This is a genomic window from Pseudomonas sp. CBZ-4, from assembly GCF_000346755.1.
Classification (GTDB): Bacteria; Pseudomonadota; Gammaproteobacteria; order Pseudomonadales; family Pseudomonadaceae; genus Aquipseudomonas.
In genome coordinates, this window is sequence record NZ_ANNV01000101.1 from 130,528 (window position 1) to 145,674 (window position 15,147).

General features: G+C 61.3%; 15 protein-coding genes and 1 pseudogene. 7 read left to right on the forward strand and 9 right to left on the reverse strand.

Going from position 1 to position 15,147, the window contains the following annotated elements; genetic code table 11:
• Positions 1–294: 294 nt before the first annotated feature.
• Positions 295–1,584: pseudogene (locus tag B348_RS1000000132215) on the reverse strand (HAMP domain-containing protein); the annotation flags it as partial.
• Between the two features lie 244 nt (positions 1,585–1,828).
• Here B348_RS1000000132215 and B348_RS0112940 point away from each other — a divergent pair.
• On the forward strand, positions 1,829–3,148 hold the full coding sequence (locus B348_RS0112940; protein WP_177325334.1) for a Na+/H+ antiporter family protein: 1,320 nt from the start codon (positions 1,829–1,831) through the stop codon (positions 3,146–3,148).
• A gap of 9 nt (positions 3,149–3,157) precedes the next feature.
• Here B348_RS0112940 and yegQ read toward each other — a convergent pair whose 3' ends face one another.
• Positions 3,158–4,471 (reverse strand): tRNA 5-hydroxyuridine modification protein YegQ, encoded by a 1,314-nt coding sequence (gene yegQ, locus B348_RS0112945; RefSeq protein ID WP_017736538.1) that lies wholly within the window; start codon positions 4,469–4,471, stop codon positions 3,158–3,160.
• 163 nt (positions 4,472–4,634) lie between these two features.
• Between yegQ and B348_RS0112950 the strand changes: the two genes are divergently transcribed.
• The gene (locus tag B348_RS0112950) at positions 4,635–5,702 is read left to right on the forward strand and encodes an AI-2E family transporter (protein ID WP_017736539.1); all 1,068 of its coding nucleotides are present in this window, start codon (positions 4,635–4,637) and stop codon (positions 5,700–5,702) included.
• A 3-nt stretch (positions 5,703–5,705) separates the two neighbouring features.
• On the opposite strand, the gene B348_RS0112955 is transcribed toward B348_RS0112950, so the two are convergent.
• The 3 genes from B348_RS0112955 to B348_RS0112965 form a co-directional block, all read right to left on the reverse strand.
• Entirely contained in the window at positions 5,706–5,888 is a 183-nt protein-coding gene (locus B348_RS0112955; RefSeq protein ID WP_017736540.1) for a hypothetical protein, read from the reverse strand.
• A 91-nt stretch (positions 5,889–5,979) separates the two neighbouring features.
• Complete coding sequence (locus tag B348_RS0112960; protein ID WP_017736541.1) at positions 5,980–6,174, reverse strand: hypothetical protein; 195 nt, start codon at positions 6,172–6,174, stop codon at positions 5,980–5,982.
• A 229-nt stretch (positions 6,175–6,403) separates the two neighbouring features.
• Positions 6,404–6,760: a hypothetical protein gene (locus B348_RS0112965; protein WP_026136767.1), complete on the reverse strand. Its 357-nt coding sequence runs from the start codon at positions 6,758–6,760 to the stop codon at positions 6,404–6,406.
• A gap of 156 nt (positions 6,761–6,916) precedes the next feature.
• Here B348_RS0112965 and B348_RS0112970 point away from each other — a divergent pair, with 156 nt between their 5' ends.
• Entirely contained in the window at positions 6,917–7,735 is an 819-nt protein-coding gene (locus B348_RS0112970; RefSeq protein ID WP_017736543.1) for a shikimate 5-dehydrogenase, read from the forward strand.
• 51 nt (positions 7,736–7,786) lie between these two features.
• On the opposite strand, the gene B348_RS0112975 is transcribed toward B348_RS0112970, so the two are convergent.
• Positions 7,787–8,434, reverse strand: a complete 648-nt coding sequence (locus B348_RS0112975; RefSeq protein WP_017736544.1) for a YceH family protein — start codon at positions 8,432–8,434, stop codon at positions 7,787–7,789.
• A gap of 116 nt (positions 8,435–8,550) precedes the next feature.
• Here B348_RS0112975 and B348_RS0112980 point away from each other — a divergent pair, with 116 nt between their 5' ends.
• Entirely contained in the window at positions 8,551–9,060 is a 510-nt protein-coding gene (locus B348_RS0112980) for a DUF1993 family protein (RefSeq protein WP_017736545.1), read from the forward strand.
• 63 nt (positions 9,061–9,123) lie between these two features.
• Here B348_RS0112980 and sstT read toward each other — a convergent pair whose 3' ends face one another.
• Entirely contained in the window at positions 9,124–10,344 is a 1,221-nt protein-coding gene (gene sstT, locus B348_RS0112985; RefSeq protein ID WP_017736546.1) for a serine/threonine transporter SstT, read from the reverse strand.
• A gap of 241 nt (positions 10,345–10,585) precedes the next feature.
• Between sstT and B348_RS0112990 the strand changes: the two genes are divergently transcribed.
• Positions 10,586–11,743 (forward strand): MFS transporter, encoded by a 1,158-nt coding sequence (locus tag B348_RS0112990; protein WP_017736547.1) that lies wholly within the window; start codon positions 10,586–10,588, stop codon positions 11,741–11,743.
• Positions 11,744–11,747: 4 nt separating this feature from the next.
• Here B348_RS0112990 and nhaR read toward each other — a convergent pair whose 3' ends face one another.
• Positions 11,748–12,650: a transcriptional activator NhaR gene (gene nhaR, locus B348_RS0112995; RefSeq protein WP_017736548.1), complete on the reverse strand. Its 903-nt coding sequence runs from the start codon at positions 12,648–12,650 to the stop codon at positions 11,748–11,750.
• 134 nt (positions 12,651–12,784) lie between these two features.
• On the opposite strand from nhaR, the gene B348_RS0113000 reads away from it, so the two are divergent.
• On the forward strand, positions 12,785–13,030 hold the full coding sequence (locus B348_RS0113000; protein WP_017736549.1) for a hypothetical protein: 246 nt from the start codon (positions 12,785–12,787) through the stop codon (positions 13,028–13,030).
• A 28-nt stretch (positions 13,031–13,058) separates the two neighbouring features.
• Entirely contained in the window at positions 13,059–13,808 is a 750-nt protein-coding gene (locus B348_RS0113005) for a TerC family protein (RefSeq protein ID WP_017736550.1), read from the forward strand.
• Positions 13,809–13,913: 105 nt separating this feature from the next.
• Here B348_RS0113005 and B348_RS0113010 read toward each other — a convergent pair whose 3' ends face one another.
• Positions 13,914–14,615 carry a hypothetical protein gene (locus B348_RS0113010; RefSeq protein ID WP_026136768.1) on the reverse strand — a complete coding sequence of 234 codons (702 nt, stop codon included), beginning with the start codon at positions 14,613–14,615 and terminating at the stop codon, positions 13,914–13,916.
• Positions 14,616–15,147: the final 532 nt, after the last annotated feature.

Consider the following 15,147-nt stretch of genomic DNA (forward strand, 5'->3'; position numbering starts at 1 on the left):
CATGTCGGCCGCCAGGTTGCCAATGTTGGTGGTGGTGCGATCGATCACGGTCAGGCCTTCGCGGGTGGCCTGGTCGGCGTCGCGAGCGGCCTGTGCGGCTTGGGCCGCGCTGCGGGCGACGTCCTGGGCAGTGGCGCTCATTTCATGGGAGGCGGTGGCCACCTGGTCGACCTGGCGATACTGCTGCTCCATGCCGGCGCTGGTTTGCGTGGCAATCGCGGCGGATTGGTCGGCGGTGCCACGGGCGTCCTGCACCGAGCGCTTCACTTCGGCGATGATCGGTTGCAGTTTGTCGAGGAAGCGGTTGAACCAGCCGGCCAGTTGGCCCAGCTCGTCCTGTTTGTCGTAGGCCAGGCGGCGGGTCAGGTCGCCTTCGCCGCTGGCGATGTCTTCGAGCATGTGCGCCACGCCGAGGATCGGCCGGGTCACGCTGCGGGCCATCAGCCACACCAGGATCAGGCCGACGACCGCCGCCAGCAAGCCCAGGCCCAGCTCCAGCAGGGTGCCCCGGGCATTGTCGGCATCCAGTTGGGTTTTCAGCGCCTCGGCGGGTGCGACCAGGACTTTTTCCGGCACATCCAGCAACACGCCCCACAATTTGCCATCGGGGATCGGCGCGAAGGGCGCGAGCACCTTGAGCTGATGCTCGGTGCGCAGGCTGCGGATCTGTGTGCCGCTGGACAAGAAGCCGATCAGTTGCGCGCCGCTGGTGGTGTCGACCTGGTCCAGGCGCTGGCTGAGCTTGCTCGCATCCGGGCTGTAGCCGGCGAGCACGCCGGTGGGGCTGAGGATGCTGACTTGGGTCTGGCCGTCGTACAGCTTGCGGCTGGCCTGCTGGCTCACGGCCTGCAGGCTGTTGAGGTTGATGTCCACCGACAGCGAAGCGATGACTTTGCCGTTTGCCATCAGCGGGAACACGATGCTGGTCATCAGCACGTTTTGCCCGTTGATCACATAGAAGTAGGGTTCGATCACACACGGCTTGAGCGTGGTGCGCGGGCAGGTGAACCAGGCGTTGGCCTTTTCACCGCTGGGGCCGACGCTGGTGTCGGCCATGTCGCTTTCCGGCAGGGCCATCGACTCCAGTTTGCCAGGGGTCGGCTGCGACCAGTAGAGGGCGAAGCGGCCCTTGTCGTTGCTGCCCAGCTCGGCCTGGTTGGCGAACAGTTCGTCCTTGCCGTCCAGCGCGTTGGCTTCGAAGACCAGGGACAAACCGAGCAGGTCCGGGTTGGCCTGCAAGGCGGCCTTGACCTGACGGGTCAGGTCTTCGCGGGTGTCGAAGGCGTCAAGGAAGCGCTTTTCCGCCTGCTCGCGCAAGAACAGCACCTGGCGTGAAAAGCCATGACCATATTGATAGGCGTCCATGAACTGGCGACGAATGCCCAGCGCCTGGCCTTCACCCTGGGCCTCGATGCGCGCCTGGGCGGCTTCGTCGAGCATCTGCATGCTTGACGCCTTGACCTGCGTGGAACTCTGCTCCATGCGATACAGCGACAGACCCACCAGCAGGGTCACGATTCCCAGCAGGCAAAGGCCGGCGAGCAGGGTGATTTTCCATTGAATGGACAGCTGTCTGAGGGACATCGAGGAGCATCCTTAACCTGAAAACACAGTGAATCAGGTTATCGGCCGCTGTTTAAGATTCTTTATTATTTAAACGTTCAATTGAATGCTCAAAGCGACGCCGTTTTTTGACATGCAGCCCTGCCTGCGGCAAAGTGCGCGCCCTCTAATAAGACCTCCTTCAAGCCTGCACGCTGGCAGCCGCCTTTGGCCTGCCCTGGCGCAGGCATGCCTGTTTTTTATGTTTCTGCTTGAGGTATCCATGATTAACGCAGTCATTGCCGCGGTCGGCACCATGCTGGTGCTCAGTTTGTCCCGCGTGCATGTGGTCATCGCCATCATCGTCGGCGCCCTGGTGGGTGGCCTCACCGGTGGCTTGGGCATCGACGCCACACTCAAAGCCTTCAATGGCGGCTTGGGCGGCGGTGCCACCGTGGCCTTGTCCTACGCCTTGCTGGGCGCTTTCGCTGTGGCGATTGCCAAGTCCGGCCTGGCCCACGCCCTGGCCGACAAGGCGCTGATGCTGGTGGACCGCCAGGAAGCCAGCGGCGGCAGCCACGTCAAATGGCTGCTGATCGGCCTGTTGTGGGGGGTGGCGATTGCGTCGCAGAACATCCTGCCGATCCATATCGCGTTTATTCCGTTGCTGGTGCCGCCCTTGTTGTACGTGCTGACCAAGCTGCAACTGGACCGCCGCCTGATCGCCTGTGTGATGACGTTCGGCTTGATCACCCCGTACATGTTCCTGCCAGTGGGCTTCGGCAATATCTTCCTCAACCAGATCCTGCTGGCCAACGTGGCCAAGAGCGGCGTGGACATCAGCCAGGTCAACGTCACCCACGCCATGGGCCTGCCGGCGCTGGGCATGGTGGTGGGATTATTGGTGGCGGTGTTTGTCAGCTACCGTAAAAAACGCGTGTACGACCTGGAGAAAATCGAGCGCGTCGAGCAAGTCGCGGTGCAATACAACCCGCTGACCTTGCTGGTGGCCGGCCTGGCGATTGCCTCGGCGTTCATCATTCAGCTGTGGCTGGATTCGATGATCATTGGCGCGCTGGCGGGTTTCCTGATCTTCTCGGTGTCGGGCATCGTGCGCTGGAGCGACACCGACGACCTGTTCACCGAAGGCATGAAAATGATGGCGATGATCGGCTTCATCATGATCGCCTCGTCGGGCTTTGCCGAAGTGCTCAAGGCCACCGGCGACGTGCGTTCGCTGGTGGAAACCTCGGCGGCGTTTATCGGCCATAGCCGTGGCGTTGGCGCGTTGCTGATGTTGCTGGTGGGGCTGTTGGTGACCATGGGTATCGGCTCGTCGTTCTCGACGGTGCCGATCCTGGCGGCGATTTTCGTGCCGCTGTGTGTGCAACTGGGGTTCAGCCCGATGGCCATCGTGTGCATCGTCGGCACAGCGGGCGCCTTGGGCGATGCCGGTTCGCCGGCGTCGGACTCCACCCTCGGCCCGACCTCCGGTCTGAATATCGACGGCCAGCACCACCATATCTGGGACACCGTGGTGCCGACCTTCCTGCACTACAACATCCCGCTGCTGGCGTTTGGCTGGCTGGCGGCAATGACCCTGTAGTCAGCGCGTTTAAACGTCGCGCATCAACAGGCCAAAGCGCAGGTCCATCTCCATAGGGACGGGCACATACACCGTGTGCCCATCCCCCGGCGCCACCTCGATGGCCTCGCCCTTGGCGTTGTGCATCATCCCCAGGTCAAAGTGGAAATTGCCCGCAGGCGTCATCAACTCCAGGTGATTGCCCACGGCAAAGCGGTTCTTCACCTTCACCTCGGCCAACTCTCCCCGACGCTCGCCGGTCAATTCTCCGACAAACTGCTGACGTTCCGAGACTGAGCTGCCGTTCTGGTAGTTCTGGTATTCGTCGTGCACGTGCCGGCGCAGGAAACCTTCGGTGTAGCCGCGCTGGGCCAGGGATTCGAGGTCGGTCATCAGGCTGCGGTCAAAGGCGCGGCCGGCCACCGCGTCATCGATGGCCTGGCGATACACCTGGGTGGTGCGCGCGCAATAGAAGTGGGATTTGGTGCGGCCTTCGATTTTCAGCGAGTGCACGCCCATATGGGTCAGGCGCTCCACGTGCTGTACGGCGCGCAGGTCCTTGGCGTTCATGATGTAGGTGCCGTGCTCGTCTTCGAAGGCGGGCATCTGTTCGTCGGGACGGTTGGCTTCCTGCAGCAGGAACACCTGGTCGGTGGGCGTGCCAATGCCCAGGGTCGGCTGGAATTGCTGGACGATCTCGCCCGTGGCGTTCTCCACCGCCGGCGTGGCCTGGTATTTCCAGCGGCAGGCGTTGGTGCAGGTGCCTTGGTTGGCGTCGCGCTTGTTCATGTAGCCGGAGAGCAGGCAGCGCCCGGAGTAGGCCATGCACAAGGCGCCGTGGACGAAGATTTCCAGTTCCATGGCCGGGACTTGCTCGCGGATGTCGCCGATCTCTTCCAGGGACAATTCCCGCGACAGGATCACCCGGCAAATGCCTTGCTGCTGCCAGAACTCCACGCTGGCCCAGTTCACTGTGTTGGCCTGCACCGACAGGTGAATCGGCATCTGTGGAAAGTGCCGGCGCACCAGCATGATCAGCCCGGGGTCGGACATGATCAGCGCATCCGGGCCCATGGCGATCACCGGGGCCAGGTCCTTGAGGAAGGTTTTCAGCTTGGCGTTGTGCGGCGCGATGTTGACCACCACGTAGAAACGCTTGCCCTGGGCATGGGCCTCGTCGATGCCCAGGGCCAGGTTGGCGTGGTCGAATTCGTTGTTGCGCACCCGCAGGCTGTAGCGCGGCTGGCCGGCGTAGACCGCATCGGCACCGTAGGCGAAGGCATAGCGCATGTTTTTCAGGGTGCCGGCGGGGGCGAGCAGTTCGGGGGCAATAACAGGGGGCATGGTCGGTACTTGAGTCAAAAAAGTGCGGCAGCGTAGAGCACGCCGGCGCGGGGTTTATTGATCTGGGTCTAGGCTTGCAACAAAGAGGGCACTCGTAGCGCTGGGCGTGGACTAAGCAGCAGGGGCCTACGCAGGTCTTCTGCTTTTCTGACATGGACCGGACATGAATCAAACCAACCTGCAATTCAAAACCCTGTTGTTACTGCTGGCCTTGGTGACCGTCGCCTTTATCTGGATATTGCTGCCGTTCTACGGCGCGGTGTTCTGGGCGGTGATCCTCGGCATCATCTTTGCGCCGATGCAGCGCCGCTTGCAGCAACGTTTCGCCTGGAACCGCAACCTGACCTCCCTGACCACCCTGGCGGTGTGCCTGGTGATCGCGATCCTGCCGGTGATCATCACCAGCGCCTTGCTGGTGCAAGAGGGGGCGACGCTCTATAAAAACGTCGAAAGCGGCAAGTTGGACGTGGCCGGCTATATCGAGCAGTTCAAGAACTTCCTGCCGCCGTACTTCCAGCACCTGCTGGATCGCTTTGGCATGGGCAACCTGGAAGGGCTGCGCGAGAAGATCGTCAAGAGCGCGATGCAAGGCAGCCAGTTCTTTGCGTCCCAGGCGTTCAGCTTTGGCCAGGGCACGTTTGACTTCCTCGTGAGCTTTTTCATCATGCTGTACCTGCTGTTCTTCCTGCTGCGCGACGGCCCCGAACTGGTGCGTAAAGTGCGCACGGCGGTGCCGCTGGCCGAGCCGCAGAAGCGCCGCTTGCAACTCAAGTTCAATCGGGTGGTGCGTGCCACGGTCAAGGGCAACGTGCTGGTGGCCGTGACGCAAGGCGCGCTGGGCGGGTTGATCTTCTGGTTCCTGGACATTCCCAGTGCGTTGCTCTGGGCGGTGCTGATGGCGTTTCTATCACTGTTGCCTGCGGTGGGCGCCGGCATTGTGTGGGGGCCGGTGGCCGCTTACTTCCTGTTGAGCGGTTCGATCTGGCAGGGCGTGGTGCTGGCCTTGTTTGGCGTGTTCGTGATCGGCTTGGTGGACAACGTGCTGCGACCGATCCTGGTGGGCAAGGACACCAAGATGCCGGATTACCTGATCCTGATCTCGACGCTGGGCGGGCTGTCGGTGTTTGGCCTGAACGGCTTTGTGATCGGGCCACTGGTGGCGGCGTTGTTCATGTCCAGCTGGGCGCTGTTCGTGGAGAGCAAGCCGCGGGTCAAGTTGCCGCTGCCGTAGGCTTCAGGCGTGAAGCTTGAAGGTCGAGGCTTGCTGCAGCTGTTTCTTGGCGGCGGACAAGGAGGTCAGCGGGCCGCTGATGGCCTCGCCATCGCGCACCACATACCAGCAGGCCAGCAACCCCAGCTCGCGCAGAGGGGCGGGAACGGCGCTACCGATGACAGACATGATTTGAACAGTGGGCATAAGGACCTCCAATCGTTATGGAGGTCACCTTACGCGGCAGTGGGGTGTAGGAAAAATCACCTGTCTCGATAGTGGACATTGACGTGACGCGTCAGTCCACCACGTGATCGAGCATTACCACTACTTCCTGCTCACTGAGCAAACCCTTGCGCACCAGGTTTTCGGCGAGCAACGCGAGGAACTTGGCGCTGCGGTGGCCTTCCAGATGCTTGAGTTCGGTGAGGGCGCTATAGACCTTGCTGGACGTACACAGGCCAGCGGTGCGGTGTGGGTGTTGCGTGGGCATGGTCAGTCGTCCTTGTTGTTATTGGGTGGACAGGCTCGATAGTGGGAGTGTGTCGTGACACAAACATGACAGCGCGAGCCCCGATCAAGCAAGTAGACAATGGTGTTGATCATGTGTGATTGCTCCTCGGCCATTGTCCTCACAGCGACCTTGGCGCGATAAATCCAGACTTTTCATGCAAAAAAAAGGCCCCGCCGGACGGGCGAGGCCTGTTTCAGACGATTGGCGCCTACCAGCCGCGGCCATAATAGCCGTGCGGAGGGCCGTAGTAGCCACGCGGTGGGCCGTAATAGACCGGCGCCGGGCGGTAGTAGACCTGTTGTTGCACGTACACCGGCGGTGGCGGCGCGTAGTACACCGGCGGCGGGGCGGCATACACCGGCTGCGGCTGCACATACACCGGCTGTTGCTGCACGTAGACCTCACGCGGCTGGCTGGCAACCACGGAGCCCACGACGGCGGCGCCGACTAAAGCGCCCAGTACGGCCGGGCCACCCCAACCACCACCGTGGGCGGAGGCTTGGCCTGCCATCGCGAGTGCGCCAACCAGCAAGGCGATTTTGGGGATTGTACGAATCATGGTCATTCCTCGGTTAGCCCCTGCGCTTGTGGTCTGCAATCAATAGACTCAAGGATTGTCGCGGGGATACTTTTAAGACAACGTATTTCTGGAAAACAGCACGGCCGATTGGTAAAGGTTGTGTAAGGTCTGTACCGATTTGCTTACTTCAAGGAGTTACCCATGCAGATGCACCCCAACAAAGACACCCAACTGTGCATGTCTCTGTCGGCGCGCCCGGGGAATTTTGGCCTGCGTTTTCACAACCACCTGTATGAACAGCTGGGGTTGAACTTCTACTATAAAGCCTTCAGCAGCCAGGATTTGCCCGGCGCGATCGGTGGTATCCGTGCCTTGGGCATCCGGGGTTGCGGGGTTTCCATGCCGTTCAAAGAGGCCGCCATTGCCTTAGTGGATGAATTGGACGATTCGGTTCAAGCCATCGATTCGCTGAACACCATCGTCAACACCGACGGCCACCTCAAGGCCTACAACACCGATTACATCGCCATCGAACAACTGCTGGTGAAACACGCCGTGCCAAAAGACTCGACCTTCGCCCTGCGTGGCAGCGGCGGCATGGCCAAGGCGGTGGCCAGCGCCTTGCGTGACGGCGGCTACGGCAATGGCCTGATCGTCGCTCGCAACGAAGCGGCGGGCCGCGCGTTGGCGCAGAACCTGGGATACGAATGGCAGGCGGAGTTGGGTGATGCACGCCCGCAGATGCTGATCAACGTGACGCCGATTGGCATGACCGGTGGCGCAGAGGCGGATGCGCTGGCGTTTGACGCAGCGGCTGTCGATGCGGCGGACACTGTGTTCGATGTGGTAGCGATCCCCGCCGAAACGCCATTGATCGTGCGTGGACGGGCGCAAGGCAAGCGGGTGATTACCGGGTTGGAAGTGATCGCGATTCAGGCGTTGGAGCAGTTTGTGCTGTACACCGGGGTGCGGCCGACCGATGAACAGTTCCAGGCGGCAGTGGCCTTCGCCCGCACGTGAGGCACTGTGGAGATTCAATGTGGGAGCTGGCTCCCACATTATAGGAGGGTGTTATGCCTGTTCCAGCTGGGTCAGGCGTTCTTCCAGTGCGGCAATCCGGGCTTCCAGCTCTTCAATGCGATCCGCCGAAACCGTGGCCCCACGCTCCACCGGATTACCCCGCGCCGCCATAATCACCTCGATATCCGCCGGGTCCCCCAGCGCATGGGTATAGCGATCTTCCCGCTGCCCCGCCTGGCGCGGCACCAGCAGTGCCAACCCGCGTGCAATCAGGCGTTCCAGCTGATGCACGACCTGCTCGGCGTCTTCAAAATCATGCATGCGCCCGCTGCGGGTCAGCAGCTCATTGACGGTTTGCGGGCCGCGCAGGAACAGCAGCCCGATCAGGATCACCTGGGCCGGCACCAGTTCCAGCGCCTTGTCCACGCGATGTTCCCAGCGGTCGGCGCGGCTGCCCATGACCAGGCGGGTAAAGCCTTGGCCTTCGAGTGCACGCAGGCTCTGGCCGACCTGGCCCTGGCTGAGGTTCATCACCGGCTCGCGGCTGGTCTTCTGGTTGCAGGCCAGTACCAGGGCGTTGAGGGTCAGGGGGTAGGTTTCCGGGTTGGTCGCCTGTTTTTCGATCAGGCAGCCCAGGATGCGGATTTCCGTGCTGTTCAGGCGCGGCTCAGGGGTGTCGGTGTCGTGCTCGGCGGTCATCGCGCTTTCCCTATGCAGTGAAGTGCCTAGCGTAAGCCGGAAAAAATAAAAGACAAGCGACCGGGCGGTCTATAATCGTCGCCTGTTCAAACCGTGCCATCACCCATGAGACTGCCATGACCATTTCCCTGTACGCCGCTTCCATCCCAGTCTTCAAGCAAATGCTCACCGCCCTCAGCGGTGTGTTGACCAAGGCCGAAGCCCACGCCACCGCCAAGAACATCGAGCCGAATGCCTTGCTGCAAGCGCGCCTGTTCCCGGACATGTTCCAACTGGTGCGCCAGGTGCAGATCGCCGTCGACTTTGCCAAGGGCGTGTCCGCGCGCCTGGCCGAGATCGAAGTGCCGAAATACGAAGATGGCGAAGTGACCTTCGCCGACCTGCAAGCCCTGATCGCCAAGGTGCTGGCCTTTGTCGACACCATCAAGCCTGAGCAAGTCGACGGGAAGGAAGGCATCGAGATCGTCACCCGTCCGGGCACGCCGAAAGAGAAGCGCTTCAGCGGCCAATCCTACCTGCTGACCTACGGCCTGCCGCAGTTCTTCTTCCACGTCACCACCGCCTACGCTTTGCTGCGCCACAACGGTGTGGAAGTGGGCAAGCGCGACTACATGGGCGCGTTCTAAGCCGCCACAAAAAAGCCGGGGCGGTTCACTCAAGAACCGCCCCGGCTTTTTTGTGCGCGCAGGTCAGGCCGGCTGCTCTTCCTTGCCCAGGCAGGCCGCAGCGGTAAACAGCACATCGGTGGACGAATTCAACGCAGTCTCCGCCGAGTCCTGCAACACGCCGATGATGAAACCGACCGCAACCACCTGCATCGCGATCTCGCTGGGGATGCCAAACAGGCTGCACGCCAGCGGGATCAGCAGCAGCGAGCCGCCGGCCACGCCCGAAGCACCACAGGCGCAGATCGCGGCGACCACGCTGAGCAGCACGGCGGTCGGCAGGTCGACGGCGATACCCAGGGTATGCACGGCGGCCAGGGTCAGCACGGTGATGGTGATGGCGGCGCCGGCCATGTTGATGGTGGCACCGAGCGGGATCGACACCGAGTAGGTGTCTTCATGCAGGCCCAGGCGCTTGCTCAACGCCAGGTTGACCGGGATGTTGGCCGCTGAACTGCGGGTGAAGAAGGCGGTGATGCCGCTTTCGCGCAAGCACATCAGCACCAGCGGGTAGGGGTTGCGGCGCAGTTTCCAGAACACGATGGCCGGGTTGACCACCAGCGCCACAAACAGCATGCAACCGATCAGCACCACCAGCAGGTGCGCGTAACCGAGCAGGGCGCCGAAACCGGAAGTGGCCAGGGTCGAGGCGACCAGGCCGAAAATGCCCAGGGGGGCGAAGCGGATCACCACCCGCACGATCAACGTCACGCCGTTGGACAGGTCGTCCAGCACGGTGCGCGTGGTTTCGCCGGCATGGCGAATGGCTATGCCCATGCCGATGGCCCAGGCCAGGATGCCGATAAAGTTGGCATTCATCAGCGCGCTGACCGGGTTGTCGACCACGCTCAACAGCAGGCTTTGCAACACTTCGCCGATCCCGCCGGGGGCGCTGACGGCGGCGTCATGGGTGATCAATACCAGCGAGGACGGGAACCACATGCTGGCAATCACCGCGACCACGGCGGCGGCAAAAGTGCCCAGCAGGTAGAGGAACAGAATCGGTTTGATGTGGGTTTCCTGGCCGTGTTTATGGTTGGCGATCGACGCCATTACCAGCACAAACACCAGGATTGGCGCCACGGCCTTGAGCGCGGCGACAAACACTTTGCCGATAAAGCCGGTGGCTTGCGCCGCTTGGGGCGCCAACAGCGCGAGCAGAATGCCGGCGATCAAACCGATGACAATTTGTGTAACCAGGCTGACGCGTGTCAGGCGCTGGAGCAGGGAAGGGGCAGCAGTCATAAACAGTTGTCTCTGATTTTTTTAGTTGGGCGCAGCAGTGCAGGCAGAAAGGGCTGTAGGAAGCAGGCGCGGAGTCTAGCACGCTGTAGGAAAGCTCCCTGGCGCTGCGGCATTCCGTCACCCGCAGCTGTAGGGTTTCGGCAAAGCCAGACATACTCTGTTAAGATTCTCGCCTCTCACCTTTCCTATCTGTCAGCGGGCCCATTGGGCTGTCGTTGCTGTCGTCGTTTCTGGAGTTTTCATGCTGTTCCCCATCCTGCTGCTGTCGGCCGCCGGTTTTACCGTGCTGACCACGGAATTCATCATCGTCGGCCTGCTGCCGTCCATCGCCCGGGACCTGCATGTCAGCGTGTCCCAGGCCGGGCTGCTGGTGACCTTGTTCGCGTTTACCGTCGCGGCATTCGGGCCGTTTCTCACCGCCTACTGCGCACGTTTCCCACGCAAGCGCCTGTTTATCAGCATCCTGATCCTGTTCGGCGTGGCCAATACCGTGGCCGCGCTGGCACCGAATATCTGGGTGATGGCCCTGGCGCGGTTGATTCCGGCGCTGGGCTTGCCGGTGTTCTGGGCCCTGGCCAGTGAAACGGCGGTGGATATCGTCGGCCCGGAATTCGCCGGGCGCGCCATCGAGAAGATTGGCTTCGGCATCGTCTGCGCCACGGTGTTCGGCATCCCGGTGGGCACGCTGATCTCGGATATGTTCGGCTGGCGCAGCGCGTTTGCCATCCTCGCGGTCGTGGCGCTGGCCAAGGCGTTGCTGTTGTTTATCTACCTGCCGGTGACCCAGCCGAAAAACGACCAGGTGTCGCTGCGCTCGCAGTTCAAGATCCTGCGCAACCCGCTGATGCAGGGCCATATCCTGTTGTCGATCCTGGTGTTCAGCGGCATGTTCACCGCGTACACCTACCTCGCGGACATCCTCGAGCGCCTGGCCGGCTTTGACGGCACGCTGGTGGGCTGGTGCCTGATGGGCTTCGGTGCGGTCGGCTTGCTGGGTAATTCGTTGGGCGGTCGCGCGGTGGATCGCCATCCGCTGATCGCGTCCATGGTGTTCTGCGGTTTCATGATTGCAGGCATGGTGGCGCTGGTGCCGGCGATTCACTCCACCATTGGCCTGGCCGCCGCGATGGCGGTGTGGGGCGTGACCCAGGCGGCGATGTTCCTGGTCAGCCATGTGCGCCTGATGAAAGCCGCACCCCATGCGCCGGCGTTTGCCGCGTCCCTGAACATCGCCGGGGCCAACCTGGGGATTGGCCTGGGCGCGCTGGTCGGTGGGCATGTGATCGACACCTTCGGCCTGGGCAGCCTGGGGTTTGCGGCGTCCGGGTTTATCCTGGTGTCGATCCTGCTGGCACTGTGGCTGATGACTGCCAAGCAGCCGGTCGCAGCCAGCGCCTGAGGCGTCAGGGCAGGGCGGTGAACAACTCCCGCCGTGCCCCTTCGGTAATCGCCACGATGCCGGGGTGCTTGACCTTGCGCTCCACCGAGATCGCGTAGAACGACTCGGTCACCGCCGTGGTCTGGCCGATCAGCGCCACGCCGTACTGGCGCACCACTTCATCGGCAATCACGCTGGGGGCGATAAAGATCCCGCTGCCGGATTGGCCGAATGCCTGCATCAACGCACTGTCGTCGAACTCGCCAATGATCTTGGGTTGGATCTGCTGTTCGGCAAACCAGCGCTGCAAGCGGCTGCGCACTACCGTCTCCGCGCCCGGAATCAACAGCGGCGCACCCTGCAAACACTGTGGGAAATCGCCGCCATAGCGGTCAGCCAGCGCCTGGGTGGCGAAAAAACTGATGCCACATTCACCCAGTTTCTGGCTGTAGCCCTTGATGTCCAGGTGCGTCGGCATTGGGCTGTCGGAGATCACCAGATCCAGGCGCTGGATCGCCAGGTCGGCCAGCAGGCGTTCGAGCTTGTCTTCACGGCAGGTGATGCGGATCGGCTCGCTCAGTTCCATGGTCGGCGCGATCAGCCGGTAGACGATGGATTTGGGTACCACATCCGCCACCCCGACGCGAAACACGATCTGTTGTTCATTGGGCTGCGCGCGCAGCATCGCTTCCAATTCATTGCCGGTCTGGAACATCTGTTCGGCGTAGGGCAGGGCCTGGCGCCCGGCCTCGGTCAGTTCCAACTGGCGGCCGACCCGCTGAAACAGCGCGATACCAAAGGTCTGCTCCAGCAGGCTGATCTGCCCGCTGATGGTCTGGGGCGTGAGGTTCAGTTGCTCACAGGCGCGCACAATGCTGCCGGTCTTGGCCACGACCCAGAAGTAATGCAGTTGTCGGTAATTGAGCATGCTTACCTTCACTTCGTAAAAACCGAAGTATACGCGAGAAAAATACGAATTTTCCTGAACTGTTCAGCTGCATAGAATGCCTCGCTATCGCGGGGCCACTACTTGGACCCAATGGTTCTAACGAGGAATACATCATGAAACTCAATTCCCTGGGCACGGCAGCGTTGCTTGCGCTTTCATTGGTAGTGGTCAGCGGTTGTGACCAGGTCGAAAAAAGCGCGCAGCAGGTGTTGGGCAAGGCCACCGAATCGGCCAAGCAAGCGATCGACGACACCCACAAAGCCGCCGAGCAGGCGTTGAGTGAAGCGACTCAAGGGCTGATCAAGCCTGAGAAGCAAGAAGATGAAGCTAATGAAGCTTCCGGCACCAAAGAAACCTAATTCCCCAGCACAACGTCAGGACTGACCTATGGATTACCTTTTACAACTGGCCGCCAGCCCCACCGCCTGGGTTGCCCTGGCGACCTTGATCGTCATGGAAATCGTGCTGGGCATCGATAACCTGATCTTCATCTCGATCCTCACCAACAAGCTGCCCGAGCAGCACCGGGCCAAGGCGCGGCGCATCGGCATCAGCATGGCGCTGGTGTTGCGCCTGGGCCTGTTGAGCACCATTGCGTTCATCGTGCAACTCACCGCGCCGGTGTTCGAAGTGTTCGGCCAGGCGTTTTCGTGGAAGGACATGATCCTGATCGCCGGCGGCCTGTTCCTGGTCTGGAAGGCCACCACCGAGATCCATCACAGCATGGACCCGGAGCCCGAAGAGAAGGCCAGCGTCGGCAACACGGTAGCCATCGGCTTCGCGGCGGCCATCGGGCAGATCCTGTTGCTGGACCTGGTGTTCTCCATCGACAGCATCATTACCGCCGTGGGCATGACCGAGCACTTGCCGATCATGATCATTGCCGTGGTGACCTCGGTGATCGTGATGCTGGTGGCGGCTGAACCGCTGGCCAAGTTCATCAACGACAACCCGACCGTGGTGATGCTGGCCCTGGGCTTCCTGATCATGATCGGCATGACATTGATCGCCGAAGGCTTCGGCGCCCATGTACCGAAAGGCTACGTGTACGCGGCCATGGCGTTCTCGGCGGCGATCGAGTGCTTGAACATCGCCCGACGCAACCGCCACAAGCGCTTGCTCGCGGCGCGGCAGTAACCGCAGAAGCACAAAGGCCGGCTGCGCTCCCAGGAGCGCAGCCGGCCTGATCGTTCCCACGCTCCGCGTGGGAATGCCGCCCCGGGCGCTCCGCGCCCCACGATCTTACGATTCGGCGCTGACCTGCGTCGGTTCCGGGCAGGACTCTTCGCCGTTGTTCAAGCCTTGCTTGTAGTTGCGGCTCAGCAGCGAGGCCTTGCCGTTGTGCCAGGTCAGCGTCAGCACATACAGGGTGTCGTAGTCGCTGCCGGACCAGTCGTCGGTGATGGTGTGCTTTTCGCCGATCGCTTCACTCGCCACCTTGTTGATCAACTCCGGCAGGTAACCGTGGGACCACGCGGTGTAGATGATGGAGTTGTGGTACTTGTCCTCCACCAGCTCGTCGGCGAGGGCGCTGGTGTCGTTCGCCGAAAACTTGATGTTCACCGGCAGGCCGAGCTTGATGGCGCTGGGGCTGATGGTCATCAGTGGGCGAATGTAGCTGTAGGAATTATCGAACTCACCTTCCTCGACATTGCGTGTCGGGTTGGCGGCGAACACAAAGTTGGCCTTGCCGAATTTTTCCGGCAGCACCGTGGCGAGGTTCATCGCCCGGTTCAGGCCCTGGCAATTGAGTTGGCCCAGGCCGCCGGCGGGTTTTTCGCCGTGGCGCAGGAATACCAGGGTTTGTACGCCGTCTACGACTTGTGCACGGCTTTCTCGGGCATCCAGTGTCAGCCCGACAGTGCCGCCAATCAGCAGCAACGGTAAGACAACATAAGAATAGCGCTTGAGATGATGTGCAACTCGGGCAGCTTTTATATTCATGGTTCCACTTTTCAGTAATGCAACTTTAGCCGAGCACTCCTGATGCGAGGGTCCACTCCTGTGTGATAGCTGGGTTGTCTTTGTAGCCGTGTGGTCGTTGAGCTTGGAGGATGGGAGTGTTTTTACGTCCTTTGGTTCTATACGCAAAGATGTTTATTCCAGTCTGCCCCTAAGAATAGTTGGCAAATGTTGCAAAACGGCATCTACGGGCGAAGTGTTTTTCGGCATGTTTTGGCAGGGGAACCGATATTCAGGGTTTGCCACGTAGTCGTTGTCACTGGCAGGTGAACTGCCGCCCTGGTGCACCTACGGCTTCCCAATTCAGCCAGTGAGCCTCGTCACTTTTATTGAAGGAAATGAAAACATGAATATCGGCTCGTCTGCAGGCAACCTCTACAGCGCTTTTAACACGATGTCAGCATCAGAAAACGAGGGCGCATCCAGGTCGAAAAGGAGCGCAGAAGGAAATTCCGGCTCTGATGCGACAAATTGGATTTGCACAGGCCCGAACCCTACCGGGGGGGCAGATAGC